At 73.0% G+C, this 25,720-nt stretch carries 22 protein-coding genes; 7 read left to right on the top strand and 15 right to left on the bottom strand.

The window, feature by feature from the left end:
* Positions 1-16 precede the first annotated feature (16 nt).
* A complete protein-coding gene (locus KIT14_07705; protein ID MCW5890424.1) occupies positions 17-568 on the top strand; it encodes a hypothetical protein in 552 nt (183 codons plus the stop codon).
* Here the strand turns inward: KIT14_07705 and KIT14_07700 are convergent.
* On the bottom strand, positions 525-1,799 hold the full coding sequence (locus KIT14_07700) for an MFS transporter (GenBank protein ID MCW5890423.1): 1,275 nt from the start codon (positions 1,797-1,799) through the stop codon (positions 525-527). The two genes, KIT14_07705 and KIT14_07700, sit on opposite strands and share 44 nt — an antisense overlap.
* A 67-nt stretch (positions 1,800-1,866) precedes the next feature.
* Positions 1,867-2,592, bottom strand: a complete 726-nt coding sequence (locus tag KIT14_07695; GenBank protein MCW5890422.1) for a hypothetical protein — start codon at positions 2,590-2,592, stop codon at positions 1,867-1,869.
* Between the two features lie 189 nt (positions 2,593-2,781).
* On the opposite strand from KIT14_07695, the gene KIT14_07690 reads away from it, so the two are divergent.
* A complete protein-coding gene (locus KIT14_07690; protein MCW5890421.1) occupies positions 2,782-3,477 on the top strand; it encodes a transglycosylase SLT domain-containing protein in 696 nt (231 codons plus the stop codon).
* Between the two features lie 12 nt (positions 3,478-3,489).
* Here KIT14_07690 and KIT14_07685 read toward each other — a convergent pair whose 3' ends face one another.
* Genes KIT14_07685 through KIT14_07675 form a run of 3 tightly spaced genes read right to left on the bottom strand, consistent with a single transcriptional unit; the run spans position 3,490 to position 7,449 of the window.
* Complete coding sequence (locus KIT14_07685) at positions 3,490-4,305, bottom strand: TatD family hydrolase (protein MCW5890420.1); 816 nt, start codon at positions 4,303-4,305, stop codon at positions 3,490-3,492.
* Positions 4,306-4,344: 39 nt separating this feature from the next.
* Positions 4,345-6,012 (bottom strand): glutamine--tRNA ligase/YqeY domain fusion protein, encoded by a 1,668-nt coding sequence (locus KIT14_07680; GenBank protein MCW5890419.1) that lies wholly within the window; start codon positions 6,010-6,012, stop codon positions 4,345-4,347.
* 48 nt (positions 6,013-6,060) lie between these two features.
* Positions 6,061-7,449: a glycosyltransferase family 39 protein gene (locus tag KIT14_07675; GenBank protein ID MCW5890418.1), complete on the bottom strand. Its 1,389-nt coding sequence runs from the start codon at positions 7,447-7,449 to the stop codon at positions 6,061-6,063.
* Between the two features lie 135 nt (positions 7,450-7,584).
* Here KIT14_07675 and sppA point away from each other — a divergent pair, with 135 nt between their 5' ends.
* On the top strand, positions 7,585-9,453 hold the full coding sequence (gene sppA, locus KIT14_07670) for a signal peptide peptidase SppA (protein ID MCW5890417.1): 1,869 nt from the start codon (positions 7,585-7,587) through the stop codon (positions 9,451-9,453).
* A gap of 32 nt (positions 9,454-9,485) precedes the next feature.
* A complete protein-coding gene (locus tag KIT14_07665; GenBank protein MCW5890416.1) occupies positions 9,486-10,232 on the top strand; it encodes a hypothetical protein in 747 nt (248 codons plus the stop codon).
* Here KIT14_07665 and KIT14_07660 read toward each other — a convergent pair.
* Complete coding sequence (locus tag KIT14_07660) at positions 10,211-10,957, bottom strand: hypothetical protein (GenBank protein MCW5890415.1); 747 nt, start codon at positions 10,955-10,957, stop codon at positions 10,211-10,213. The two genes, KIT14_07665 and KIT14_07660, sit on opposite strands and share 22 nt — an antisense overlap.
* 49 nt (positions 10,958-11,006) lie before the next feature.
* Positions 11,007-13,505, bottom strand: coding sequence for a glycoside hydrolase family 31 protein (locus tag KIT14_07655; protein ID MCW5890414.1), 2,499 nt, complete (start codon positions 13,503-13,505; stop codon positions 11,007-11,009).
* Between the two features lie 111 nt (positions 13,506-13,616).
* Between KIT14_07655 and KIT14_07650 the strand changes: the two genes are divergently transcribed.
* Positions 13,617-14,342 carry a TetR/AcrR family transcriptional regulator gene (locus KIT14_07650; protein ID MCW5890413.1) on the top strand — a complete coding sequence of 242 codons (726 nt, stop codon included), beginning with the start codon at positions 13,617-13,619 and terminating at the stop codon, positions 14,340-14,342.
* A 187-nt stretch (positions 14,343-14,529) separates the two neighbouring features.
* Positions 14,530-15,471: an alpha/beta hydrolase gene (locus KIT14_07645; protein MCW5890412.1), complete on the top strand. Its 942-nt coding sequence runs from the start codon at positions 14,530-14,532 to the stop codon at positions 15,469-15,471.
* Positions 15,472-15,516: 45 nt separating this feature from the next.
* Here the strand turns inward: KIT14_07645 and KIT14_07640 are convergent, their stop codons facing one another.
* From KIT14_07640 to KIT14_07605, 8 genes are read right to left on the bottom strand one after another with little or no spacing between them, the layout of a single operon-like run.
* Entirely contained in the window at positions 15,517-16,977 is a 1,461-nt protein-coding gene (locus KIT14_07640; GenBank protein MCW5890411.1) for an AMP-binding protein, read from the bottom strand.
* On the bottom strand, positions 16,974-17,735 hold the full coding sequence (locus KIT14_07635) for an SDR family oxidoreductase (GenBank protein MCW5890410.1): 762 nt from the start codon (positions 17,733-17,735) through the stop codon (positions 16,974-16,976). The genes KIT14_07640 and KIT14_07635 overlap by 4 nt, the downstream gene beginning before the upstream one ends.
* Positions 17,728-18,357 carry a cysteine hydrolase gene (locus tag KIT14_07630; protein MCW5890409.1) on the bottom strand — a complete coding sequence of 210 codons (630 nt, stop codon included), beginning with the start codon at positions 18,355-18,357 and terminating at the stop codon, positions 17,728-17,730. The genes KIT14_07635 and KIT14_07630 overlap by 8 nt, the downstream gene beginning before the upstream one ends.
* 15 nt (positions 18,358-18,372) lie before the next feature.
* Positions 18,373-19,443, bottom strand: a complete 1,071-nt coding sequence (locus KIT14_07625; GenBank protein MCW5890408.1) for an amidohydrolase — start codon at positions 19,441-19,443, stop codon at positions 18,373-18,375.
* A gap of 19 nt (positions 19,444-19,462) precedes the next feature.
* On the bottom strand, positions 19,463-20,554 hold the full coding sequence (locus KIT14_07620) for a Zn-dependent alcohol dehydrogenase (GenBank protein ID MCW5890407.1): 1,092 nt from the start codon (positions 20,552-20,554) through the stop codon (positions 19,463-19,465).
* Entirely contained in the window at positions 20,554-22,263 is a 1,710-nt protein-coding gene (locus tag KIT14_07615) for an amidohydrolase family protein (protein ID MCW5890406.1), read from the bottom strand. Before KIT14_07615 ends, KIT14_07620 begins: the two co-directional genes overlap by 1 nt.
* Positions 22,260-23,714 (bottom strand): aldehyde dehydrogenase family protein, encoded by a 1,455-nt coding sequence (locus tag KIT14_07610; protein ID MCW5890405.1) that lies wholly within the window; start codon positions 23,712-23,714, stop codon positions 22,260-22,262. Before KIT14_07610 ends, KIT14_07615 begins: the two co-directional genes overlap by 4 nt.
* A 35-nt stretch (positions 23,715-23,749) precedes the next feature.
* Positions 23,750-24,871, bottom strand: coding sequence for an LLM class flavin-dependent oxidoreductase (locus KIT14_07605; protein ID MCW5890404.1), 1,122 nt, complete (start codon positions 24,869-24,871; stop codon positions 23,750-23,752).
* 106 nt (positions 24,872-24,977) lie between these two features.
* Here KIT14_07605 and KIT14_07600 point away from each other — a divergent pair, with 106 nt between their 5' ends.
* Positions 24,978-25,658 carry a TetR/AcrR family transcriptional regulator gene (locus tag KIT14_07600; GenBank protein ID MCW5890403.1) on the top strand — a complete coding sequence of 227 codons (681 nt, stop codon included), beginning with the start codon at positions 24,978-24,980 and terminating at the stop codon, positions 25,656-25,658.
* Positions 25,659-25,720: the final 62 nt, after the last annotated feature.

The raw sequence follows: 25,720 nt of genomic DNA, 5'->3' as shown, positions 1-25,720 counted from the left end.
CGGAACACTCGACGACGTGACGGCGCCGCTGACCGAGGCCCGCATCCGTGAGGTCCTGGCGCGCCTGCCGCAGGCGCTGGCGCACACCGACGGACGCGCCGCCCGCCGCCCGCCGCTGCGCATCGCGGCGCGGCGCCGGCCGGAGGAGCTGCCCGCGCGCGACGACGCACGGCGCGATCCGACCGACCTGCTGTCCGTCGTCGCGCCCGAGCTGGCGGCGGACGTCGACGCGATGGACGCGTCGTCCGACGCGCTCGTGCGCGACGTGCGACGCGTCTTCGAGCTGTGGGCGGTCGTCCGCGGCGGCGGCATCGCGGTGGTACGCGATCGGCTCGCGGCCGGCCCCGCCGCGCTCGCCGCGCTGACCACGAACGGCGCGCTCGTCCCCGACCTCGCCGCCGGCATCGGCGCGCTCCTGCCGGCGATGGCGGCGCGCTCGCGCACGCTGCTGGCGCGCCTCGACGCCTTCACCCCCGAGGAGGAAGCCGCGGTGCGTGGCTGCGCCGACGCCATCGCCGCCGCGGTCAGCCGGGTGGCGCCGCGGCGTCCGCCGGCACCCGACGCATGAGCGCGAGGCCGACGACGAAGAAGGCCAGCACCACCGCGAAGCCGACGCGCTGGCTGCCGGCGGCGAGCGTCAACCAGCCGACGAGGATCGGGCCGAGGAAGGCCGTCACCTTGCCCGAGAGCGCGTAGAGTCCGAAGAGCTCGGCGCGCAGCTCGGGGGGCGCGAGGCGCGCGAGCAGCGAGCGGCTCGACGCCTGCACCGGCCCGACGAAGAGCCCGAGCGCCATGCCCGCCGCCCAGAAGCCGGGCGGCGTGCGCGCGAGCAGCGCCGCGAGGAGGCAGAGGACGAGTCCCACGAGCGACGCCACGATCACCGTGCGCGGACCGAGCCGATCGTCGAGGAACGCGAACGCCGCGGCGCCGATCCCCGAGGTCGCGTTCAGCGCGATGCCGAAGAGCAGCACCTCCTTCTCGCTCATGTCGAACGTGCCTGCGGCATAGACGCCGCCGAGCGCGAACACCGTCGCGAGCCCGTCGATGTAGATCATGCGTGCGACGAGAAAGCGCAGCACCACGCGCCGTCCGCGCAGGCGGCGCAGCGACGCGCCGAGCTGGCCCAGCCCCTCGCGCACCGCCGCCGCCATGCGCATGCGCGGCGCGGCGAGGTCGGGCGTCCACAGGAAGAGCGGCAGGGCGAACACGCCGAACCACACGGCGGTGAGCAGGAAGGTCGCGCGCACCGGTCCCGCGGCGTCGCCCGGCAGGCCGAGCGTCACCGCCCCGCCCTGCACGAGCCACAACGCCACGAGCAGGCAGGCGACGCCGCCCGCGTAGCCGAGTCCCCACGCCCAGCCGGACCAGCGACCGAGGCGAGCGGCGGGCGCGAGGTCGGGCAGCATGGCGTTGTAGGGCACGAAGGCCAGCTCCGCGCCGATGGTCGCGAGGGCGACCATGAGGAGACCGAACGGCGCCCACGCCGGATCGGGGCGAACCAGCCAGAGCGCCGCGGTCGCCGCGACCGAGAGCCCGGTGCAGGCGGCGATCCAGGGCTTGCGCCGCCCGCCGCGGTCGGTGATCGCGCCGAGGATCGGCCCGGCGAGCGCGACCACGAGACCTGCGACGCCGATGGTGTTGCCCCATTGCGCCGTGCCGACCGTCTCGTCCGTGGCCACGCTGCGCGTGAAGTAGGCCGCGAAGACGAAGGTCTCGACCACCGTCGCATGGCTCGACGCGGCCCAGTCATAGAGCGCCCAGGCGAGGAGCGCGCGGCGCGACGCGGGCGGTTGGGACACGGCCCGTCTTCTCGGACCCGATCACCGCGTCCGGCGCGGCGGCGAGGCGGCGCAGCCCGCGGGCACCTCACGCCCCCCAGCTCGAGACGTCGACCCCGATCGCCTTGATGCCCGCGATCACCCGCGCCGGGATCAGCGGCACCGGCTCCCAGTCGTAGCGGTGCATGCGCGCGTCGCCGGTGCCGGCGACGAAGCGGCGCGCCTGCGCGAGCGTGAACAGGACGCCGCGGCGGGCGATCTGCCGCTCGTAGGCGAGCGCGTGCTCGGCGTCACGCACGAAGTTCATCGAGTCGCACATGCAGACGATGTTCACCGTGTTCCACTCGCGCGGGCTCGTGCTCACGTGGATCAGCGGCTCTGGGGGCGTCGTCTCGAGCACCTCGCCGTCGCGCACCGAGAGCGCGATCGGCTCGAGACAGCAGGCGCAGTACGAGGCCAGCTCGAGCGTCCTGCCGGCGAAGGGCGGCATGCGCGAGATCGCCATCGACTCCATGGCGCAGCCGGCCCAGCAGTGGAAGCGGCCGTCCAGGTGCACCGCGACCTGGCTCGGGTAGCTCGAGAACGGCTGGCACTTCAGCAGCGCGACGTTGTTCGTCGCCTGATCGATGGTGACGATGAGCCCGAGGTCGAGCTCGCGATAGACCTCGACGAGACGCGCGCGCGACAGGCCGGTCGCGGCGTACGTCTCGCGCAGGTTCGGGCCGCGGCCGTGGGTGCACCAGTGCTCGTAGACGTGCTGGCGGACCGTCAGGGCGTCGTCGCTGAAGCGGAAGGCGGGCACGTTCTGGGGCATGCGGCGTGGTCTAGCGCAGAGGCGCGGCGCGGCACAAAGCCGCGTGCCCCTCCGCTCCGGCGGCCGTCCGGGTGTCACCGGGTGCGACGCTTTCTCGACGCCCGCGGCGGGCCGCCGGGCGAACCGCCTGCGGCGACGGCACGTTGTCGCAGCGGCAAGGCCGGCAAGCAGCTTGCTGGCAACGCCGGCATGCGGTGGCGGCTGGGCAGCTTGGGACTGGTGGTGGTGGCGCTCGGCGGATGCGGGACCATGCGCGGCGTGCCGACCCTGCGCGAGCCGCCGCTCGCAGGCTCCCGGGCCCCCGCCCCCCCGGCACCGCTCGGCTGTGCGGACCACCCCCAGATCGACCGCTGGGAGACACGCCTGCGCGCACGGCCATCGGTGGAGCGCCTGCTCGCGCGCGGCGACGCCTGGGTGCCGCGGCTGGAGCCGATCCTCGCCGACGAGGGTCTGCCCGCGCCGCTGGCGCTCCTGCCCGCGGTCGAGAGCGGCTTCCGGCCGGCAGCACGCGGCCGGCACGACGACGTCGGCCTGTGGCAGCTGCGGCCGGCCGCAGCCCGGCGCTTCGGCCTCGTGGTCACCCGTCGACGCGACGACCGCCTGCACCCGCAGCGTGCGACCCGCGCCGCGGCCCGCTACCTGCGCCTGCTCTACGCGCGCTACCGCGACTGGACGCTGGCACTCGCCGCCTACAACGCCGGCGAAGGTCGCGTCGACCGCGCGCTCGCCGCGGCACCCCGTGCCGACTTCTGGCAGCTCGCCGCCGACGGCCATCTCCCGGCGACGTGCTCCGAGTACGTGCCGCGCTTCCTCGCCGTGCTCCGCATCGCCGGCGCACACGAGCCGTGCGTGACGGCGATGGCGCGCACACCCCTGCACGACTGACGGCGGGCGCCGTCACGGCGTGACGCGGAAGAGCGCGGCGAAGCTCTCGCTCGTACGCTCCGCGACCTCCTCGACCGACACCCCCCACAGCTCCGCAGCGTACGCTGCCGTCCCGGCGACGTGCGCCGGCTCGCTGCCCGCGTCGCGCTCCGGCCCGAGGTAGGGGCAATCCGTCTCGAACAGCAGCTTCTCGCGCGGCAGCGTCTGGAGCATGCGCGTGAAGCTCTCCGAGCGGCGCGCGTTGGCGGGGACCGACATCCAGTGGCCGCGCGCGGCGATCTGCCGCGCCAGGCTCACCTTGCCGCCGAAGCAGTGCCAGTCGACCCGCGTGACGCCCATCTCGTCGAGGATCTCGAGCGTGCGGCGCTCGCGCTTGCGGGTGTGGACGATGATCGGCCGGTCGGCGTCGAGCGCGATGCGGACCATGGCGCGGAAGACCTCCTCCTGCCGCGGCCACAGCGCCTCGGGCACCCAGTGACCGTCGAGGCCGATCTCGCCGATCGCGAGCGCCTCGCCGGCGCGCGCCCGCACCCAGGCGATGGCCTCCTCGGCCGGCACGGGCTCGGCGTCACGCGGGTAGTCCTTCCCGATCGCCAGCAGCTCGGGGAGGACGGCGTCGACCGGATAGAGGCCGAGGCCCGGCTTGATCGCCGGATGGTGCGCCGCCAGGGCGAGCACCGCGGCGTTGTCGGTCGGGTTGAGGCCGTTGCAGACGATGGTCGTGACGCCCGCGGCCTGCGCGCGCGCGACGATCGCATCGGCGTCGGGCAGGAGCCGCGGGTGCGTCAGGTGCGCGTGGACGTCGGCCAGCCCCACGTCACTCCCCATCCCGGTAGCCGTCGCCCGGCGGCACCGTCGTCGCGCACCTCAGCCGCCACGCTTCTCGATGCGCGCCCAGGTGTCCTTCAGCGTGACGATGCGGTTCCACACCGGGCACGCCGGTGTCGCGTCGACGGTGTCGAGTGCGAAGTAGCCCATGCGCTCGAATTGCACGCGCGTCCCGGGCGCCGCGGTCGCGAGCGACGGCTCGAGCTTCGCGGCGGGGAGACGCTCGAGCGCCGCCGGGTTCACCTGCGCCAGCCAGTCGTCGCCGCCGGGATCCTCGACCGTGAAGAGGCGGTCGTAGAGGCGCACCTCGGCGTCCTGCGCGTGCGCCGCCGACACCCAGTGGATCGTCGCCTTCACCTTGCGGCCGTCGGGGGCGTTGCCGCCGCGGGTGGCGGGGTCGATCGTGCAGCGCAGCGCCGTGACGGTGCCGTCGGCGCCCTTCTCCACGCCGACGCACTTCAGATAGTACGCCCAGCGCAGCCGCACCTCCTTCCCCGGCGACAGGCGGAAGTACTTCGGCGGCGGCACCTCGCGGAAGTCGTCCTGCTCGATCCACAGCTCGCGCCCGAACGGCACCCGCCGGGTGCCCTGCTCCGGATCCTCCGGGTTGTTCACCGCCGCGAGCTCCTCGACGCGCCCGTCCTCCCAGTTCTCGACGATCACCTTGAGCGGCCGCAGGACGGCCATCACGCGCGGCGCGGTGCGGTTCAACTCGTCGCGGATGGCGTGCTCCAGCATCGCCACGTCGACGAGGCTGTTGCGCTTGGCGACGCCGATCGCGGCGCAGAACGTGCGAATGGCCTCGGGCGGCACGCCGCGCCGACGCATGGCCGAGAGCGTCGGCATGCGCGGGTCGTCCCAGCCGGCGACGTGTCCCTCGGCGACGAGCTGGAGGAGCTTGCGCTTGCTCATCACCGTATAGGTGAGGTTCAGGCGCGCGAACTCGTACTGGAACGGACGCTCCGGCGTCCGGCAGTTCTCGACCAGCCAGTCGTAGAGCGGCCGATGGTCCTCGAACTCGAGCGTGCAGATCGAATGCGTGACGCCCTCGATGGCGTCCGAGAGCGGATGCGCGAAGTCGTACATCGGGTAGATGCACCACGCGTCGCCGGTGCGGTGATGATGCGCATGCCGGATGCGGTAGAGGACCGGGTCGCGCAGGTTCATGTTCGGCGACGCCATGTCGATCTTCGCGCGCAGCACGTGCGCGCCGTCGGGGAACTCGCCGGCCTTCATGCGCGCGAACAGGTCGAGGCTCTCGTCGATCGGGCGATCGCGGAAGGGGCCGTTCGTGCCGGGCTCGGTGAGCGTGCCGCGCAGGCGGCGGATCTCGTCGGCGGGGCTCGAGTCGACGTAGGCCTTGCCGTCCTTCACCAGCCCGACGGCGAGCTCGTAGAGCCGTGCGAAGTAGTCGGAGGCGTAGAAGAGCCGGTCGTCGTACGCGAAGCCGAGCCAGCGGACGTCGCGCCGGATCGCGTCGACGTACTCGACGTCCTCCTTCGTGGGGTTCGTGTCGTCGAAGCGCAGGTTGCAGGCGCCGCCGAACTCCTGCGCGACCCCGAAGTTGAGGCAGATGCTCTTCGCGTGCCCGATGTGGAGGTAGCCGTTCGGCTCGGGGGGGAAGCGCGTGATCACCCGGCGGACCTTCCCGCTCGCCAGGTCCGCCGCGACGATGTCGCGGATGAAGTCGCTCGGCGCCTCGGACATCGCTCCTTCCTAGCCGGGCCGATCGGGGAGTGCCAGGCGGCCCGGCCGTCAGGAGCCGGGCGGCGAGCGCAGCAGCACGTAGCGCTCGTTCGCGTGCACGCGCACGAAGCCCGCGTCGACGAGGGGCTGCGCGACGCTCCGCTCGGCGAGGACGAGCCCGTCGCTGGTCGCGCGCAGCTCGGGCAGCCGGCGCGGGCGGAGATCACGCCCGAGGTAGAGCTGGCTCGCCGCCCGCAGCTGGAGGCTGGTACGGAACCCCACGAGCGGCGTGCCGTCGGGCGGCAGGAGCGGCCCGAGCGCCCGCAGGGCGTCGTAGCGCGGCCGATGGATCGTGATCGGCAGCACGCACAGGGCGACGCCCAGCGCCGCGAAGGCGATGGCGACGACGCGCGGCAGATGCGGCGTCCACGCGGCCGGCAGGAGCGCCGCCGTCCCGAGCCCGGCGAGGAGCGACGTCGCCGGGTACAGCGGCAGCAGATACTGGGGGCGCTGCCCCGCCGAGAGCGTGATGAGCGCCAGGTAGCCGAGCGCCCATGCGAGGACGAAGCGTGCGGCGCGATCGCCGCCGCGCGCGCGCCGCAGCGCCAGCCAGACGCCGAGCAGCATCGACGGCACCCACGGCGCGGCGTCGCGCAGGAGCGTGAGCGGATACGAGACCGGCTTGACGCCGAGCTCGAGGTTGCCGACCGCGCGCTCCAGCACCTCCTGGCCGAGGTACACGCGCAGGAAGTCGGGACCGTACGTCCGCAGCTGCTCGAGATGCCAGGGCAGGAAGATCGCCGTCGCCACCAGCGCGGAGAGCAGCACGCCGGGCGACGCGAGGTCGCGCCGGCGCCCATGCGTCAGGCACCAGAGCACCAGCACGAACGGCGCGAGCAGCCCGAACGTGCCCTTCGCGAGCACGACGAGGCCGAACGCCACGCCCGCCAGCACGAAGTCGCGACGCCGGCCGTGCTCGACGCCGCGCAGCCAGCACAGGAGCGCCGCCAGGGTGCCGGCGCCGACGGCGGGATCGAGGCTCAGCGCTGCAGCGTTGCGGAAGAACGGCGGCGTGGTCGCGAGCGCGAGCCCGGCGAGCAGACCGGCCGGCTCGCCGAAGAGCCGCCGCCCGAGCGCGGCGACGAGGACGCAGGTCGCCACGCCGAGCGCCGCCGGCACGAGACGCGCCGCGAGCGCCGTCGGCCCGAGCAGCTCGAAGAACGCCGCGACCGCCCAGAACATCAACGGCGGCTTCTTCCAGTACGGGTCGTCGCCGAAGTGGAGGTGCAGCCAGTCCCCGCCCGTGCGCGCGCGCTCGGCGACGGCGGCATAGAGCACCTGGTCCTGGTGCAGGTCACCTTCCCAGAGACGCGCACCGATCAGCGCCGTCGCGGCCACCGCGACCGCGAGCAGCGCGCCAGGGGGGGACGCTTGCGCGCGCGGCTCCGGAGCGGGCACGCGGGGCGAGTAGCCCAGGGGCCCGTCGCTCGCAACGGCGATCGGGCGAAGGGCGCACCCGCGTTGCGCTCGCAACCCGCGAGCCATCTGCTACATCGGGGAGAAGTCTCTCGACCGGCGGAGGAACCCCTCGCGATGGCGTCCCGACCCAACTTCGTCTGGCGCGTTCTGCGCGGCTTCGTACACGCGCTCGACGTCGCCCGGCGCTTCCTCCTGACGATCGTCTTCGGGGTGATGCTGCTGGTGATCCTGTTCGGCGGCATCTGGGCGGCGCACACGGCGATCCCCGCGGCGACCGCGCTGGTGGTCGCGCCGAAGGGCGTCCTCGTGGAGCAGCGCGAAGGCAGCCCGTCCGACCGTCTGCGCCAGATCATCCTGGGCGGCGGCCGCAACGAGACGCTCGTCGCGGACGTCATCGACGCCATCGACAAAGCGCGCACCGACGAGCGGGTGAAGGTCCTCGTGATCCGCCCGGACGACCTCGACGGCGCCGCCCTCGTCCATCTGCGCGAGGTCCGCCGCGCGGTCGAGCGCTTCCGCGCCGCCGGCAAGCCGGTGCTCGCGCTCGGGGACGCGTTCTCGCAGTCGCAGTACTACCTCGCCACCACGGCCGACGAGATCTACCTGCACGACCTCGGTGTCGTCTGGATCGAGGGGTTCGGCACGTTCGGCACCTACTTCAAGGACGCCATCGATCGCCTGGAGATCGAGCCGAACGTGTTCCGCGTCGGCCGCTACAAGTCGGCCGTCGAGCCGTTCCTGCGCAACGACATGTCGCCGGAGGAGCGCGGCGTCGCGCTCGAGTTCCTCGGCGACCTCTGGAACCTCTGGCTCGCCGACGTCACCGCGGCCCGTCAGCTGACCCCGGCCGAGCTGACGACGGCGCTGAACGACCTGCCCGCGCGCCTGCGCGCCGCGCAGGGCCGCCCAGCGCAGCTCGCGCTCGACCTGAAGCTCGTCGACCACGTCGGCGGCCGCGATGCGGCCGACGCGCGCCTCACCGAGCTGGTGGGCGAGGACGACAAGACGCACACCTGGCACCAGGTCGACTCCGACACCTACCTCTGGGCCGCAGGACGCCCCGACGAGGGACGGCCGACGTCCGGGCCCGCGGTCGGGGTCGTGCGCGCGGTCGGCATGATCGTGCCCGGCGACCAGGCGCCGGGCCGCGTCGGCGGCGATTCCACGTCGGCGCTGCTGCGCGAGGCGCGCTTCGACGACGACGTGCGCGCCGTCGTGCTGCGCGTCGACAGCCCCGGCGGCAGCGCCTTCGCTTCGGAGGTGATCCGCCAGGAAGCCATGCGGCTGCGCGACGCGGGCAAGCCGCTCGTCGTGTCGATGGGGCCGGTGGCGGCGTCGGGAGGCTACTGGATCGCCACCGCCGGCGAGGAGATCTGGGCGAGCCCCGCCACCCTCACCGGCTCGATCGGCATCTTCGGCGTCTTCCCCACGCTCGAGAAGCCGCTCGCCCGCTACCTCGGGATGCACGTCGACGGCGTCGGCACCACCTGGCTCTCGGGTGCGCTCCGCAGCGACCGCGCGCTCGCGCCCGGCGTCGGCGACATGATCCAGCAGGGGCTCGACGCAGGCTACGCCGAGTTCCTCGAGCACGTCGCGACGGCGCGGAAGATGACCACCCGGCAGGCCGACGAGGTCGGCCAGGGCCGGGTGTGGAGCGGCGAGGCCGCGCTGCGCGTCGGCCTCGTCGACCATCTCGGCACGCTCGACGACGCCGTCGCGTCGGCGGCCGCCAAGGCGGGCCTGGGCGAACGCTGGCGCATCGTCACGATCGAGCAGACTCCGAGCCTGCGCGACCAGCTGCTGAACCTCCTCGGCTCGCGGGTCGCCCACGTCTGGACGCCGCCGGCGACGGGGCACCTCGTCGCCGGCCTGCGCGACGCCGTCGGGCAGGTCGATCTGCTGCTCGGCCGCTGGCCCGACCCGCGCGGGATGTGGGCGCTCTGCCCGACCTGCCTCGCCGAAGCGCCGGGCGCATCGCGGTGAGCGCTCGACGCGTGTGACGCGGCGATGCTCCCATGACGGTGGAGGCGGGATGGTGGAGCGGCGCAGCCGTCGCCCTTCTGCTCGCGGCCCTGTGGACGCGGCGCCGGCGCCGCGCGGCCGCGACCGACGACGCCCTCGCGGTCGCCGCCGCACGGGAGGGTTGGGGCGTCCGGGACGACCCCGACGCCCGTGCAGCCGTGGCGGCGGCCGTCGAGGCGCTCGGCCCGGCGCAGCCCGTCTCGGTGTGGACCCTCGCCACCGCGGTCCGACACAGTCGCGAGGTGCGTTGCTTCGCCTGGGGCTGGCGCCATCGCGGCGGCCGGCGCGGGACGCTCGCCGTCCTGCCCGCCGTGTCCCTCGCGCGCGTCGCCGCCAGGCTCGGCCGCGCCGCCCCGGCGGACGACCTCCCCGGCCGCGCGTCGCCGGGCGCGACCGCCCCCGCAGACCACCTCCGCCGCACGGCCGATCCGCCGTTCGCCGCCGCCGACGTCGAGCTCGTCGTGGGCGCGCTGCGCACCGGCGACGACGGCGCGCACGTGCCGGCGGCGCTGCGCGTCGGCGGCGCCGAGCGGGCGCCGGAGAACGCGACCCGGCTGGTGGCGGCGCTGCGCGAAGCGGCGGCCGCCCTGCCGCCGCACGGCCGCCTGCGGGTCGCGACCGCCGGCACGACGCTCTTCCTCGGCACCTCCGAGGACGCGGACGTCCCCTGGGACGTGCTCATGCGCGCCGTCGAAGGGCTCGTCCGCGTGATCGAGGATCAGTCGAGCGGGATGCCGTAGAGCGCCGTCACGATCCAGGTGACGAAGCCCACCAGGAGGGGGATCGTCAGGTTGTCGTCGATGCGCAGACGCAGGAGCGCGAACCCCGCGCCGACGAGCGCGATCGTGACCGCCGCCCCACCGAGCGCGAGCGCGCTCGCGCTCGTCGTGTACGCGAGCACCGTCGCGGCGACCGCGAGCGACGCGCCGAAGAAGGCGAGCGTGCCTTCGAGGGTGTAGTCGGCAACGAGCGGCCGGCGGCCGAAGCGGATGCCGACGATCGCCGCCAGCGGGTCGGCGAACGCGAGCGTGTAGATCGCGACCAGCGCCGCCGCCTTCGGTACCGTCAGGATGGTCAGCAGGACGGCGATCGCGTACGGGATCATGGCCGACTCGCGCACCCGCTCCTCCGCCCGTACGAGGACGCGGTTCACCCACGGCGCGTGGCGCTCGACGACCTCGGGGTAGGCGATGCGCACCCGATCGAGCACGTAGACCACGCAGGCGACCGTGCCGAACACGTGGACGATCTGGCGATGCGTGAAGAGGAGCGCGTACGCGGTCGCCACGACGACGCCGTTCATGCAGTGGAAGAAGCGGCGGCCGAGCTGGAGGTCGTGGCGCGTCGCGGCCGGCGCGCCGGGCGGCGGAGCGATCTCGGCCGAGGCGACCCCGCCGTCGACCTCGAACGGCGCGGGCGGCGTGACGTCGATGGCGGCGGACGGGCTCTCGTCGGGTGCGGTCACGCGCCTCGTCCTGACCGAGGCGCGCCCCGCGCGCAAGGGCGACGCGGGCTCAGCGCCCGCAGCCGACGCGCACGACGAGGCGTCCGCGCACGCCGCGGAACTCGGCCCGCAGGACCCGCGTCGCCGCGTCGAACGACCACGCCGACTCCGGCAGCCGCGTGCCGTTCCATTCGACGGCACACGGCGCGAACGGCCGCTCGAGCGTCGCCAACGACGCCTGCAGCGCGTAGGTGCGGCGACGCCGCCCGCGCACCGCCAGCTCCCAGCCGTCGGCCCGCTCGAGCGAGCGCAGGCGCTCCACCCGCTCCACCATCCGCGCCTCGCTCGCGCCGCGCGGGAACGCGAGCAGCGCCATGCGGTCGCGCCGGTCGCGCAGCCGCACGAAGCCCGGCGCCGGATCGCCGTAGTCGGCGAGCGTGTCGACGTCGGCCGGCACGAGCGGCAGCAGCGCGCCGGCGCGCACGAAGAGCGGCAGCTCCTCGAGCGGCGCGGGCACCGTCACGCGACGCCCGCCGGGCAGCACGTCGGCGGCGCCGAGCACGAAGACGCCCGCGGCGCTGTCCCACGTCCCCGCGCGCCAGAGGTCGATCCAGCCGCCGGCAGGCAGGTACGCTTCGCGCGTCGTCCGGCCCGGCGCGAGCACGGGTGCGACCAGCAGGTCGGGCCCGAACAGGAAGGCGTCGTCCTGGGCCACGGCCTCCGCGTCGTCGGGATGGACGAGCGCCAGATGGCGCATGAGGGGCAGCCCGCTGCGACGGTACTCCGCGGCCGCCGCCGCCGTGTAGGGGTAGAGCTGCGTGCGCAGCTTCGCGTAGCGCTTCCAGTTGGGGATCTGGGCGTCGTCGTAGATCTGCGGCCGCACCTTGGGCGGGACGGCGGTGCCGTTGCGCTGCGTGCGCATGACGCCCGAGACGGCGCCGACCTGCACCCAGCGGATCAGCAGCTCCGGCGTCAGCGCGTTGTCGCCGAGCGCGAAGTAGCCGCCGATGTCGCTGCCCCAGATCGCGATCCCGGACATGCCCATGTTGAGCCCGCCGGTCACGACCGAGGCGAGGCCGTCGAAGCCCCACCCGGTCGTCGGATCGCCGCTCCACACGACCTGCGCGCACGGCGCGGCGCCGGTCCATCCGGAACGCTGGAAGCGCACGACGGGGCGGCGGACGCGGCGCACCGTGGCGTACGCGCCGCAGTGGTACTCGGTGGCATAGCGGTTGTGGCCGCCGCCGAGGATCGGCCCGGTCGCCTGGAAGCCGTCGGGCGGGGTGTACTCGCCGAAGTCCTCCATCCAGCCGTCGTGCCCGTCGCTGATCGCCTCGTGGAGGAGGCGGCCGTACTCGGCGCGTCCCGCCTGACGGGTGAAGTCGAACTGGCCGACGCGGAAGATCTGGCTGCCGGCGTAGTCGTAGATGTAGGGCGAGCCGTCCGCGCGGGTCGCGAGGGCGCCGGCGGCGACGGCGCGAGCGAAGGCCGGCTGGTACGACTCGCAGATCATCGGGTTGAAGTACGTCGTCACGGCGAGGCCGAGCGCGTGCAGCCGGTGCAGGCGGTCGCGCTCACCGGCGCGGTTGCGGACGTGATCGCCGCACGGGAGGTAGTGCGTATACGTCTGCGCGACGGACACGGGCGCGTCGGCGGCGCGCAGCTTCCCGACCTGGGCCTCCTGTTCGGCGACCGAGCCGCCGGGCTGGAACCATGGCCCGAGCACCCACGGCGCATCGACGGCGGGCTGCCGTCCCGTGCGCACCGTGAAGCGGCGCAGCGCCTCCGCGGGCGTGGGACCCGCGAAGACGCGCAGGCGCAGCATCTCCGGCAGCGGCAGCGCCGGCATGCCGACCGGCGCGCCGACGACCTCGACGCCGAGCCGGTCCGGACGCTCGCTGCCGGCGCGGAAGTAGCTGGGCTCGTCGTTGTCGACGAGGACCCCGTAGCCGCGCGTCGAGAGCATCCAGGGCACGGGGTAGTAGGTCGCGTCGTCGCGCGGGCGGAAGCCGGGCGGCGGCACGAGCTGCTGCACGAACGGCAGCTCGATCTCCTGGAAGGGTCCGTCGGCAACCCAGCTCTCGACGACGCGGCCGCGCTGGTCGATCGCATCGTTGCGCTCGCCGAAGCCGAGGAAGCGCTCGTCCGTCGACGCCTCGAAGCCGATGCCGAGCGCGTCGATGCCCGCCCGGTCGCCGAGCACGCGGGCGGTCAGCGCGACGACGCCCTCCCCGTCCGGCACCAGCACGACCTCGAGGGTGCGGCCGTCGGGGTCGGTGGTCGCGACGGTGAGCGTCAGCTCCCGGCGTGCGGCGCGGCTCGCGACGACGCGCGTCGCCCGCATCCAGCCCGCGGCGGTGCGGAAGCCGAGCGCGCCGATCGGGCCGGCGTCGCGCTCGGGCGCCTCGCGCAGGACCGTCGTGCCGCGCGCGTCGGTGAAGGTCAGCTGCCAGGGATCGGCCGCGACCCGGACCACGAGGCTCCCCGCGTCGACGGCCGAAGAGGGGCGCGCCGACGCGGCGGGAGCGAGCGACAGGACGAAGAGGACGCCAGCGAGCAGAAGCCGCACGGCGGGAGCCTAGCGCGCGCCGCTTCGGGCGCGCCACCCCCTTTCGTGCCCGCTCGCCGCAGCTGAATCGCTTGACTGATTTCCCGGCCTCGCGGTACGCCCCGTCGGGTCATGCCGCGATCCCGCAGCGACGGCCTCGCCACCCGCGACCGGCTCCTCGACGCCGCCGAGCGGCTCTTCGCCACCCAGGGCATCCAGGCGACCTCGCTGCGCATGATCAACGACGCCGCCGGTGCGAAGAACGTCTCGGCGTCGCACTATCACTTCGGCTCGAAGGACGGCGTCATCGAGGCGCTGGTGACGCGCCGCATGGGCGAGCTCGCCGAGGAGCGGCTCGAGGGGATCGCCGCCGTCGAGGAGCACGCCGGCGACGGGCACCCCGACCTGCGCGCCGCGGTCGAGGCGATGGTGCTGCCCTTCCTGCGCACGCTGCTGCCGCCCCGTGCCGGACACTTCGCGATCTTCCTCGCCCGCGCCGGCGGCGATCCCACGGTGCACATCGAGCAGCTGGCGCCGCCCGTCTTCTGGCGCGCCGTCGAGCGCTTCATGATCATCGTGCGGCGCGCCTGCCCGGCGCTGCCCGAGCGCGTCGTCGCCGTGCGCACGCGCTTCCTCTTCCAGCAGGTGCTGGTCGCGGTCGTCGAGCTCGAGCGCATCGGCCGCCATCCGCGCGGCGTCGACGCGCGGGCGATCGAGACCGTCGGACGCGATCTCGTCGACTACGTCCTCGGCGGGCTCGCGGCGCCGACGAGCGATCCTACGCCGGCCGAGCCGATCGCCACGCCACGCCGCACGGCCTCCCGTGCGACCCGCCGCGCCCCCGCCCGCGTACGCTGACCCCTCCCCGTCGCACGGCGGCCCAGGGGCGGCGCTGCGGGCCGCGATGATTCATTTGACTTAAATCAGGCACGCGCTTTACCGGCGACGGCATGCGGACCCCGCACCGCGCCCGGGCGATGGACGCCCGGGCACAAGGGGAGGAGGACTCATGCACCCATCGACGTCGTGGGCAGCAGCCAGGGGGATGCGCCGCTTCGCACTGGCGCTGACGCTTCTCGCCACCGTCGCCGTGGCTCAGACGCCGCCCGGCCAGCCGGCGAGCGGCCCCGGGGGCAGCACCTACGCGCACGCGAGCTACACGGTCACGAGCAACGGCAGCGGCAACACGCAGTACTGGGTCTACCAGCCCGCGAGCCCGAAGCCCGCGTCGGCCCCGCTGGTGGTCCTGAACCACGGCTGGGGAGCCATGGAGCCCGACGGTTACATCGGCTGGATCACGCACCTCGTCCGGCGCGGGAACCTCGTCGTGTATCCGCGCTACCAGGCGACGCTGCTGACGCCGCGCGCGACCTTCACGCCGAACGCGATCACCGCCGTGCAGAACGCCATCACCTGGCTGCAGGCGAACGCCTCGCGCGTGCAGCCGCAGCTCGCCCGCTTCGCCGTCGTCGGGCACTCGTACGGCGGCGTGGTGACGGCGAACATGGGCCACCGCTGGTCGTCGAGCGGCCTGCCGCAGCCGAAGGTCCTGATGCCGATCGAGCCCTGGGACGAGAACCTCGACAGCCTGACCGGCGTGCCGTCGACGGTGCTGCTCAACTGCGTCGTCGGCGCCGACGACGACTTCGCCGGCTGGGACGGCTGCGACCTCGTCTGGGACCGCACCGGCCACGTCGGGCTCGCCAACCGCGACTACGTGATCCTGCCGAGCGACATGCACGGCACGCCGGACCTCGTCGCCGATCACTACGCGCCGGCCGCGAGCCCGTCGGGCGGCGCGATCTCGGGCATCGACGCGCTCGACTGGTACGGCCTCTGGCAGACGTTCGACGGCCTCACCGACTGCGCGTTCTTCGGCACGAACTGCGCCTACGGGCTCGGCGACACCCCCCAGCATCGCTTCATGGGAACGTGGAGCGACGGCGTCCCGGTGACGCCGATGACGATCCTCGACGCGAAGCCGTGAGCGCGGCGGCGGGGGCGGCGCCGGCCGCCCCCGCGTCGTTCGCGGCTAGCCCAGCGTCGGCCGGCCGCCACCCGCCTCGGCACGCAGCTTGTACTTCTCGACCCGCTGCGTGGGCGTGCGCGGCAGGTCGGCACGCAGCTCCCAGCGACGCGGCACCTGGAACTTCGCCAGCCGCTCGCGGCAGAACGCCTCCAGCGCCTCGGCCGTCACTGCGCCCTTCGGGACCACGAAGGCCATGATCTCCTGGCCGAGCACCGGATCGGGCACGCCGATGACGGCCGCGTCCGCCACCTGCGGATGCTCGCGCAGCGTCTTCTCGACCAGCACCGACGAGACGTTCTCGCCGCCGCGGCGGATGACGTCGCGCTTGCGGTCGACGAAGTAGAGCCAGCCGTCCTCGTCGAGATAGCCGAGGTCGCCGGAGAGGAACCAGCCGTCGCGCAGCGCCGCGGCCGTGGCTTCGGGATCCTTGAAGTACGCCGCCATGCGCGCGGGCGAGTGGACGGCGATCTCGCCGACCTGGCGCGGCGGCAGCGGGTTGCCGGCGTCGTCGAGGACGCGCAGCCGGACGCCGGGTACCGGCGGGCCACACGAGCCCGGCCGCGGCGGCTGGCCGAGCGGCTCGATGGTGACCACGCCCGCGTCGGTCGAGCCGAAGCACTCGAGCACCGCCTCGACGCCGAAGCGCGCGACGACGCGCTCGCGGATGGCGGCGCTGCCGAGCCCGAGGATCACGCGCAGCGGGTTCGTCGTCTCCAGCGCCGACGGCTCGCGCGTCAGCAGCATCGCGAGCACGGTACCGAGCGTGTAGACCACCGTGGCGCCGGTCTCGTGGACCAGCGGCCAGAACTCGGTCGCGCTGAACGTCTTCGGGAACGCGGCGGTGCCGCCGGCGTGGAGCGCGGTCACCACCGCGCCCCAGGCGTTGCCGTGGAACAGCGGCGTGACGGCGAGGATCGTGTCGTCGGGCCGCAGGTGCAGCGCCTCGATGAAGTGCGGGCCGCTCGTGCCGGTGCGACCGTGGGTGAACAGCACGCCCTTCGGCTTGCCGGTCGTGCCCGAGGTGTAGAGGAGCGTCGAGTAGTCGTCCGGGTGGATCGCGACGCCCGGCGCCGACGCGTCCGGGTGTGCGACGAGCGCGTCGCCGGCGACGGTGCCCGCGCCGAACCCGCGCAGCTTCGCGTCGCTGGCGGCGTCGGTGACCACGACGCGCGGCGCCGCGTGCCCGACCACGTAGCCCAGCTCGGCGGCGCCCAGCGCCGGGTTGATCGGGTGCAGGATCGCGCCCGCCTTCAGCGCGCCGAAGGCGGCGGTGACGTACTCGACCCCGTTCCCGAGCCCGAGCGTGACCACGTCGCCCGGCTCGACACCGCGCGCGCGGAGCGCGTTCGCCGCCCGGTTCGAGAGCGCGTCGAACGCGGCGTAGGTAACGGCACGCCCCTCGTGCCGCAGGAAGACGCGGTCGCCCCGCTCCGCTGTGTGCCGGGCGAGGACGCCGAGGATCATGCCAGCGCGCCGCCGTCGGCGGTGAGGGCGGCGCCGTTGATCGCGCGCGCCTCGTCCGAGGCGAGGAAGGCGATGATGCGCGCGATCTCGATCGGCTGGCTGAAGAACGTCGGGTTCGGCGCCATCTGGTAGTTGATGAGGTGCTGCTCGTGGTCGTCGCGCCGGATGAAGTTGCGGATCAGCGGCGTGTTGACGCCGCCGGGGCAGACGCAGTTGAAGCGCAGCTTGCGGGTCGCGAACTCGAGCGCGAGCGAGCGCGTCAGGAGCAGCACGCCGGCCTTCGACGCCGCGTAGTGCGCCGCGTAGGCGTTGCCGCGCAGCGAGGCGGTCGAGCCGACGTTGACGACGTTGCCCACGGGATCGCGCAGGAGATGCGGCAGCGCCGCCCGCACGGTGTGGAACATGCCGGTGAGGTTCACCCCAACGGTCCGGTTCCAGTCCTGCTCGGTGAGCTCCTCGAAGCGCTTGAAGCCGCCGATGCCGGCGACGTTGGCCAGCACGTGGATGCGGCCGAAGGCGGCGGCCGCCGCGTCGACGGCGCTCTGCACCGAGGCCATGTCGGCGACGTCGCAGTGCGCGCCCTCGGCGGTGCCGCCGGCGGTGCGGATCGTGCTCACGGTCTCGGCGAGGCCGTCGCGATCGACGTCGACCGCGAAGACCTGCGCGCCCTCCTCGGCGAAGAGCGTCGCCGTCGCGCGCCCGATCCCCGATCCCGCTCCCGTCACGAACAGCACCCGCCCAGCGAACCGATCAGCCATGGTCGCCCCACACTCCTACGACATCGTCCACGCGCGCAAGCGTGGCGAGGAGGCGCAGCGTGTTGTCCATGACGGCCGCGACGTACTCGTCGGGCGTCCCGGCGACGCCCTCGCGCGGGATCACCACCTGATAGCCGGCGTTCACGGCTTCGAGCGTGAGGCCGAGGATGCCGACGTTCACCGAGACGCCGCAGGCGACGACGGTGCGGACGCCCTGGTTGCGCAGCAGCTGATCGAGCTCGGTGCCGTGGAACGGGGTGAGGCCGTGGAAGCGCGTCACGACCCATTCGCCCTCGGCAGGCGCGAGCGCCGCGATCGCCGCCTGCTGCGGCGAGCCGGGGACGAGCGGCCGGTCGGACTTCCTGGTCGCAGCGAGGAGGCGACAGTTGGTCGTCGCGCCCGCCCCGTCGGCCCGCCGCGCCATGTGGCAGTGGACGACGCGCACCCCGCGCACCCGCGCCGCCGCCAGCACGCGACCGATCTGCGCGACCGTGCCGTGCTTCTCGACCGCCTCGGCGAGCGCCGACAGCCTGCCGCCCCGGCCGACGACGCCCTCCTGGCATTCCATCAGGAGCAGCGCCGTGTGGGCGGGATCGAGCAGCGCGGCGAGGTCCATCGGCACGTGCCGGGCGAGGCGTCAGCCGAGGGCGTAGAGCCGGCGCGGGTTGTCGTCGAGGATCTTCTTCTTCGCGCTCGCCGACAGGTCGTCCCGCTCCTGCACGATCTTCACCGTGTCGGGGAATTTGCAGTCCCAGTGGCAGTAGTCGGAGGCGTACACGACGACGCCCTCGCCGCACTGGTCGACGACCCACGGGATCGACTTCTCGTCCGGGTCGCAGCCGATGAAGCAGTTGCCCGCCTTGAAGTACTCCGACGGCTTCTTGTCGATGTTCGGCGCCTGCTCGGGCGTCAGCTCCCAGTGCTCGTCGAGGCGCTCGAGCCAGAACGGCAGCCAGCCGGTCGTCGCCTCGAGGAAGGCGACGCGCAGCTTCGGGAAACGGTGCAGGATGCCGCCGACGGTGAACGCCATCACCGCCATCATCTGGCCGACGGGATGCGTGAAGGCGTGCATCTCGAGACGCGTGCTCCAGCGGTCGACGCCGATCGGCACCTGGTCGATCGCCTGGCCGCCGCCGTGCACGCACACCGCCACGCCGAGCTCCTCGGCGGTGCGCCAGACCACGTCGAAGTCGGGATGGTCGAGGTTCTTGTCGCGCACGTGCTGCGGCGTGACCATGCCGACCATACCGTGCTCCGCGACGCAGCGCCGCAGCTCGGCGACGGCCGACGCGGGGTCGATCATCGGCAGCTTCGCGACCGACATGAGGCGCTTCGGCGCGTAGGACAGGAACTCGCCGCGCGCGTCGTTCAGCGTGCGGCAGAGCGCAACCGCAAAGTCCTTGTCGAGGCCGGCCCACTCCTCGCCGGCGCCGCCGGGGAACATGATCGTCTGATCGATGCCCTCGAGGTCCATGTCCTCGAGGCGCGACTTCGGATCGGTCATGCCGGCGCGCTCGAGGCTGTTCAGCTTCGCCGTGCCCTTCGTCTCCTTGATGCCGACGCCGGGCAGGTTGGCGAACTGCTTCTTGATCTTCGCGCGCCGCTCCTCCCACTTGCCCTGGAACTCGGCGGGGATGCGCGACTGCCAGTTGGGGAGGTCGCCCCCGTGCCCGTCCGCGTCGATGACCCAGTTTCCGTAGCGTCCCATGGCGTGGTCTCCCTCCGAATCAGGCGGCCGAGTCCATCCGGAACACGCCGCGGGCGAGATGGCCCTGCTCCAGGTCGTGGAGCGCGCGTCCGAAGTCGTCGAGTGCGTAGTGGCTGGTGATGAGCTCGTCGATCTTGAGCCGGCCGGACAGGTACAGATCGGCGAGCATCGGGAAGTCGCGGCGCGGGCGCGCGGCGCCGTAGCGGCAGCCGAGGATGCCCTTGTTGTTGTAGAGCGTGTGGACGACGAACTCGTACTTCGAGCCGATCTTCGGCACCCCGACGACCGTCAGCGTGCCGCCGGCGGCGAGCGCGTCGAGCGCCTGCTGGATGACGGCGAGGTTGCCGACGCACTCGAAGGTGTACTCGGCGCCGCCGCCGGTGAGATCGCGCACGGCGGCGAGGGCGTCCTCCTTCGAGGCGTCGACGAGGTGCGTGGCACCGAAGCGCTTCGCCAGCTCGAGCTTCTGCGGGTTGACGTCGATGGCGATGATCTGCGACGCGCCGGCGAGCACCCCGCCCTGCACGCAGTTGAGCCCGATGCCGCCCACGCCGAACACGGCCATCGACGAGCCGGCCTCCACCTGCGCCCGGTTCAGCACCGCGCCGACGCCGGTCATGATGCCGCAGCCGATCAACGCCGCGCGGTCGAACGGCAGGCGGCGGTCGACGGCGATCGCGCTCTGCTCCTTCACCAGCGTGCGCTCGGCGAAGGCCGACGCGTTCGCGAACTGGAAGGCCGACGTGCCGCCGCCAAGCGTGAACGGCGTCGTGTCCTTCGGGTTCGGCGCGTTCTTGCAGGCCGTCGGCTTGCCGCCCTCGCAGGCGCGGCAGCGGCCGCAGTGGGCCAGCGTCGAGAGGATCACGTGGTCGCCCTCGCGCACGCTCGTCACGCCGGGGCCGATCGCCTCGACGATGCCCGCGCCCTCGTGTCCCAGCACGACGGGTACCGGATACGGGATCGTGCCGTCGATGACGCTCTGGTCCGAGTGGCAGAGCCCGGCGGCGTGGATCGCGACGCGCACCTCGCCCGCGCCCGGATCGCGCACCTCGACCTCTTCGATCGAGACGGGCTTTCCGCCGCCGAAGTAGACTGCGCCGCGGGTCTTCATCAGCCCTGATTGCCGATGCGCAGCACGCGGCCCGAGCGCGCGCCGGTGAGCTGGTTGTTCTCGACGATCACCTCGCCGTTCACCATGACGCGCACGATGCCCTCGGGCTTCACCTGCCAGCGGTCCTCCCCGCCGGGCATGTCGGCGACGAGCTGCTTCTTGCCGAGCTGGATGCGGGTCGGGTCGAACATCATCACGTCGGCGTGGAAGCCGCGGGCGAGGAGCCCGCGCAGCGGGATGCCGCAGATCATCGCCGGCTGGTGCGTGATGCGGCGCACGCCCTCTTCCAGCGTCATGTGCTCGCGGTCGAGCAGCCAGGCGCGGATGAAGTAGGTCGACCACTCGGCACCGTCGTCGCGGTCGGCGTGCGCGCCGCCGTCGCCGGTACCGATGATCATGTGCGGGTTGCGCTGCGACTCGCCGTTGGCCTCGATCCACGCCGGCGACTCGCTGTTCCACAGGAACTGCGTCTCGAGCCCGTCGGCCACCGCGAGCTCGCAGATGATGTCGGCCGGATGGACGCCGCGGTCCTTCGCGAGCTGGGCGACGCTCTTGCCCTCGGCGCCCGGGTCGGTCTTCGAGCGGTCGACGAAGAGCGCGGTCATCGCGGGCGGCGGCAACGTCGAACCCTTGTCGGGGTCCTTGTTCGGGTTGTCGAGCGCCCAACGCAGCTCCTGGCGGGCGTTCGCGTCCTTCATGCGCGCGAGACGCTGCGTCGGGTCGGCGGCCTGGATGTCGCGCCAGTGGAACACGCCGTCGAACAGCGACGTGCCGCGCTTCCAGTTGAACGGCCGCATGAACGGCTGCGTGCGCAGCATCGAGAACACCGCCGCGCCCTGCTTGCGCGCGTCGGCGAGGAAGCCCGTCTGGTTGTCCCACATGGCACGCTGGCCGGGCCGGTAGCCCATGCCCTGCACGACGACCGGCAGGCCCGACGCATGCGCGAGCCTGACGATGCGCTCGCGGTCCTCGGCGTCGTAGCCCTGCACGGCGGTGCGGGCGAGGAAGCCGATCGAGCCCGCGCCGCCCTCGCCGGCCGCGGCGGCCAGCGCCAGCACCTCGTCGAAGTCGGCATGGCGCGACGGCACCGGCCGCTTCTCGTGGTCGACGTGGGTGGGCGCGTGCGACGACGTGAAGCCGGCGGCGCCGGCGCGCATCGCCTCGCGCACCATGTTCTGCATGGTCTCGATCTCGTCGGGCGTCGCCGTGCGCTCCGACGCGGCCTCGCCCATCGCCCAGCGGCGCATCGCCGAATGCCCGATGTAGACGGCGGCGTTGATGCCGAGGCGGCTGTCGAGCTTCTCCATGAGCGACGGGAAGCTGTCCCAGTCCCAGGGCAGGCCTTCGCCGAGGACGTTCGGCGACATGCCCTCGACCTTGGCGAAGAGCTTCGTGATCCAGCCGCGGTCGGCCGATTTCACCGGCGCGATCGAGTAGCCGCAGTTGCCGGCGACCACCGACGTCACGCCGTGGAAGCACGACGAGGTCCCGAACGGCTCGAACGTCAGCTGCGGGTCGTAGTGCGTGTGGGCGTCGACGATGCCGGGCATGACGACGAGCCCGTCGGCGTCGATGGTTTTCTTCGCGGCACCGGACAGCCGCCCGATGTCGGTGATGATGCCGTCGCGAATGCCGACGTCGGCCACCCGCTTCGGCAGCCCCGAGCCGTCCACCACCGTGCCGTTCTTGATGATCGTGTCGAAGCTCATGCCTGCCACCCTATGTATTTGAGCTCGCTGTGCGCGAGCAGCGCCCACTCGCCGCCGTCGCGGCCGATGCCGCTCTGCTTGTAGCCGCCGAATGGCGCGTCGGGATGCATGCCCGCCGCGCAGTTCACCTGCACCGTGCCGGTACGAAGCGCGCGCGCGACGCGCACGCCGCGCGTCGTGTCGCCCGTCCACACATAGCCGTAGAGCCCGTAGTCGGAGTCGTTCGCCAGCGCGATCGCCTCGTCCTCGTCGCGGAAGGGGATGGCCGTGACGACGGGGCCGAAGAACTCTTCGCGCGCGACCGACATGGCGTTGGTCGCGTGCGTGAACAGCGTCGGCTCGACGTAGAAGCCGCGCGCCGGCTGCGCCGGCCGCTTGCCTCCGCAGGCGATGGTCGCGCCCTCCGTCGCCCCGGCGTCGATCATGGCCAGCACGCGATCGCGCTGCTGCGCGGAGACCAGCGGGCCGACGACCGTGCCCGCGTCGCGCGGGTCGCCGATCTTGAGGCGCTTCGCGCCCTCCACCAGGCGCCGCGTGAAGGCGTCGTAGATCGACTCTTCGACGAGGAGCCGCGTGCCGGCGATGCAGATCTGCCCCGAGTGGAAGGTCCACACCTGCATCGCGCCGCGCAGCGCCCGCTCGAGGTCGGCGTCGGCGAAGACGATCTGCGGCGACTTGCCGCCCAGCTCGAGCAGCGTGCGCTTGAGACGCCTTGCGCACGCCTCCTGGATGCGGGTGCCGACGGCGGTCGAGCCGGTGAACGACACCATGTCGACGTCGTCGCTGTCGACCAGCGCGGCGCCGACGTCCGGTCCGGCGCCGCAGACGAAGTTCACGACGCCCGGCGGCAGCACCTCGGCGACGGTGCGACAGAGCGCCGCGACGCAGAGCGGATCCTGCGGCGCCGGCTTCACGACGACCGTGTCGCCGACGGCCAGCGCCGGCCCGATCTTCCCGGCGCAGTTGGTCATCGGAAAGTTGAACGGTGTGATGCACGCGACCACGCCGATCGGCTCGCGCGTCGCCATGCCGCCGCCGAGCCCGCCCGGCTGCGCCCGCGGCAGCACGCCGGCGTCGACGGGGCGCGCCGCCAGCTCGGCGTACTTCTCGAGCCGCACCGGCACCGCGCCCACCTGCTGCGTCTGGGCGACGATGCGCACGGCGCCGGTCTCGGCGATCGCGAGGTCGACGAGCTCGGCCTGGATGGCGCGGAAGCGCTCGGCTGCCTTGCGCAGCAGCGCGCCGCGCTCGGCACCGGACATGCGCGGCCACGGGCCGCTCGTGAACGCCTCGCGGGCGGCCCGTGCCGCCCGCCGGACCTGTGCGATCGACGCTTGCGGCGCGTGCCCCGCGATCTCCTCGGTCGCGGGGTCGATCACCGGATAGGTGCCGCCCTCGGCACGCTCCCAGCGGCCGCCGATCAGCACCTCGTCGCAGGTCTCGAATCCCATTCGCTCCGCTCGCGAGCCGTCCGGCCTGCCGTGGCTCAGGCCGCGGCGCGCACCGCGGCTTCACGCTGCCGCGTCGTCGAATGCACCGGGTCCTTGTCGAACTTCGGCAGCACGTGCTTGCCGAAGGTCTCGATCGACTCGAGCACGTACTTCTGGTCGAGCGTGAGGGTCAAGGGCGCGTAGATCAGCTGATCGACGCCGATGTCCTCGTACATCTGGATGACCTTCGCGATCTCCTCGGGCGCGCCGATCTGGCGGCCGCCGACGGCGAGCCCGGCCGCGAGGTCGGCGGGCGTCGGGTCGGGCAGCGGCGGGATCGGGCCGGTCGGCGGCAGGCCCTTCGGGCGCGGAATCGAGTCGAGCCACTTGAAGAAGTAGCCCGTGAACGCGCCCACCTTCGCCTTCGAGTAGAGGTCGCGCGCCTCGTCGCCGTCCTCGAGGCAGAACATGTTCGTGGTGACGGCGATGTTGTCGTTGACGAAGCCCGCGATCGGCTTCGTGCAGCGCTTGATGCCTTCCTTGTAGTTGCGGACGTTCTCGGCGATCTCCGACGGCGTCCCGAAGGTGAAGCACAGCGAGCCGAGGCCGAGCTCGCCCGCCTCGGCGAAGGTCGCCGGGCTCGAGCACGCGACCCACATCGGCGGATGCGGCTTCGAGTAGGGCTTCGGCAGCACGTTGCGCTGCGGCATGCGGAAGTACTTGCCCTCGAACTCGTAGGGCTCGTCCCGCCACATGCGCGGGATCTGCTCGAGCGACTCGCGCCACATCGGCTTCGTCTCCGACGCCGAGGGGATGGCGAACCCACCCCACTCCGCCGACGACGACCCGCGACCGGTGCCGAACTCGACGCGGCCCTCGGAGAGGTGGTCGAGCGTCGCGATGCGCTCGGCGACGCGCGCCGGGTGGTTGACGGCGGCGGTGATGTTCGTGATCGCCGTGCCGACGTGGATGCGCTTCGTGCGCGACGCCACCCACGTGAGGAACACCTCGGGTGCGGGCTGGTGCGAGTAGTGCTCGAGGAAGTGATGCTCCGGCGACCAGTCGTACTTGAAGCCGACGTCGTCGCAGGCCACCGAGACCTCGACCTCGCGCATGAAGCGGGAGTGCTCGTCGTCCCACGGCGGCACGTGCATCTGCGAGAAGATCCCGAACTCCATGAGGCGCCTCCTTCCGGGCGGGGCGAAATCGCCGTTTCGCAGGCGCGAATTACCATTCGTTTTTTCGAGTTGTCAACCCGCCACCGCGAATGGTAGTTGCTGCGCCGTGGCGAAACGGAGACCCCGCGACGAAGCGCGACGCGCCCGCGAGGACGTCTATCGCCAGCACATCCTGGGCGCCGCCGAGCGCGTGTTCGCGGAGCGCGGCTTCGAGATCGCCAAGGTCCAGGACATCGCGGGACGCGCGGCCCTCTCGATGGGCACGATCTACTCGGTCTTCCCGGGCAAGACCGAGCTCTACGCCGCGCTGCTCGAGGTGCGCGGCCAGGAGCTGCTGCGCCTCGCGCGCGAGCTCGCCGCGCGCGAGCTGCCGCCGCGCGAGGCGCTGTTCGGCCTGATCGACATCTACGTCGGCTACTTCGTCGAGCACCCGGACTTCCTGCGCACGCATCTGCGCTCCGGCGTCTCGTGGGCCCTCGGCCCCGCCCTCGGCGGCGCGACGCAGGTGGGCACCTGGCAGGAGATACACACGCTGCAGGCCGACGTCTTCCGCCGCGGCGTCGCGGACGGCGCGTTCGTCGACGAGGATCCCGACTTCCTCGCCAAGACGTTCAGCGTGATGGATCAGGTCCTGCTCGCCGATTGGGTGACGCACGGCATGCGCGAGCCGCGCGAGGCGCTGGTGCGCCGGCTGCGCGACCTCGTCGAGCGCGCGTTCGTGCGCCCCGCGGCGAGGCCTGCACGCGCGCGGGCGGCCACCCGTAATACACCATCGCCTACCGCATGACGCCGACATGCAGATGCGATTTACCTAGGCAGATTGTAGTAGTAGCAGCATGACTGCGGTAT

It is taken from the genome of bacterium (genome assembly GCA_026129405.1).
In the GTDB taxonomy this organism is placed as follows: Bacteria; Desulfobacterota; Binatia; order DP-6; family DP-6; genus JAHCID01.
The sequence above is the reverse complement of the archived record's forward strand: the minus strand, read 5'-3'. Positions and strand labels throughout refer to the sequence as shown.

Excerpts from the sequence above, each read along its gene's own strand:
- KIT14_07695 (MCW5890422.1), bottom strand. The coding sequence starts at position 2,592 with ATGCCCCAGAACGTGCCCGCCTTCCGCTTCAGCGACGACGCCCTGACG.
- KIT14_07690 (MCW5890421.1), top strand. The coding sequence starts at position 2,782 with ATGCGGTGGCGGCTGGGCAGCTTGGGACTGGTGGTGGTGGCGCTCGGC.
- KIT14_07685 (MCW5890420.1), bottom strand. The coding sequence starts at position 4,305 with ATGGGGAGTGACGTGGGGCTGGCCGACGTCCACGCGCACCTGACGCAC.
- KIT14_07680 (MCW5890419.1), bottom strand. The coding sequence starts at position 6,012 with ATGTCCGAGGCGCCGAGCGACTTCATCCGCGACATCGTCGCGGCGGAC.
- sppA (MCW5890417.1), top strand. The coding sequence starts at position 7,585 with ATGGCGTCCCGACCCAACTTCGTCTGGCGCGTTCTGCGCGGCTTCGTA.
- KIT14_07665 (MCW5890416.1), top strand. The coding sequence starts at position 9,486 with ATGACGGTGGAGGCGGGATGGTGGAGCGGCGCAGCCGTCGCCCTTCTG.
- KIT14_07650 (MCW5890413.1), top strand. The coding sequence starts at position 13,617 with ATGCCGCGATCCCGCAGCGACGGCCTCGCCACCCGCGACCGGCTCCTC.
- KIT14_07645 (MCW5890412.1), top strand. The coding sequence starts at position 14,530 with ATGCGCCGCTTCGCACTGGCGCTGACGCTTCTCGCCACCGTCGCCGTG.
- KIT14_07640 (MCW5890411.1), bottom strand. The coding sequence starts at position 16,977 with ATGATCCTCGGCGTCCTCGCCCGGCACACAGCGGAGCGGGGCGACCGC.
- KIT14_07635 (MCW5890410.1), bottom strand. The coding sequence starts at position 17,735 with ATGGCTGATCGGTTCGCTGGGCGGGTGCTGTTCGTGACGGGAGCGGGA.
- KIT14_07625 (MCW5890408.1), bottom strand. The coding sequence starts at position 19,443 with ATGGGACGCTACGGAAACTGGGTCATCGACGCGGACGGGCACGGGGGC.
- KIT14_07620 (MCW5890407.1), bottom strand. The coding sequence starts at position 20,554 with ATGAAGACCCGCGGCGCAGTCTACTTCGGCGGCGGAAAGCCCGTCTCG.
- KIT14_07615 (MCW5890406.1), bottom strand. The coding sequence starts at position 22,263 with ATGAGCTTCGACACGATCATCAAGAACGGCACGGTGGTGGACGGCTCG.
- KIT14_07610 (MCW5890405.1), bottom strand. The coding sequence starts at position 23,714 with ATGGGATTCGAGACCTGCGACGAGGTGCTGATCGGCGGCCGCTGGGAG.
- KIT14_07605 (MCW5890404.1), bottom strand. The coding sequence starts at position 24,871 with ATGGAGTTCGGGATCTTCTCGCAGATGCACGTGCCGCCGTGGGACGAC.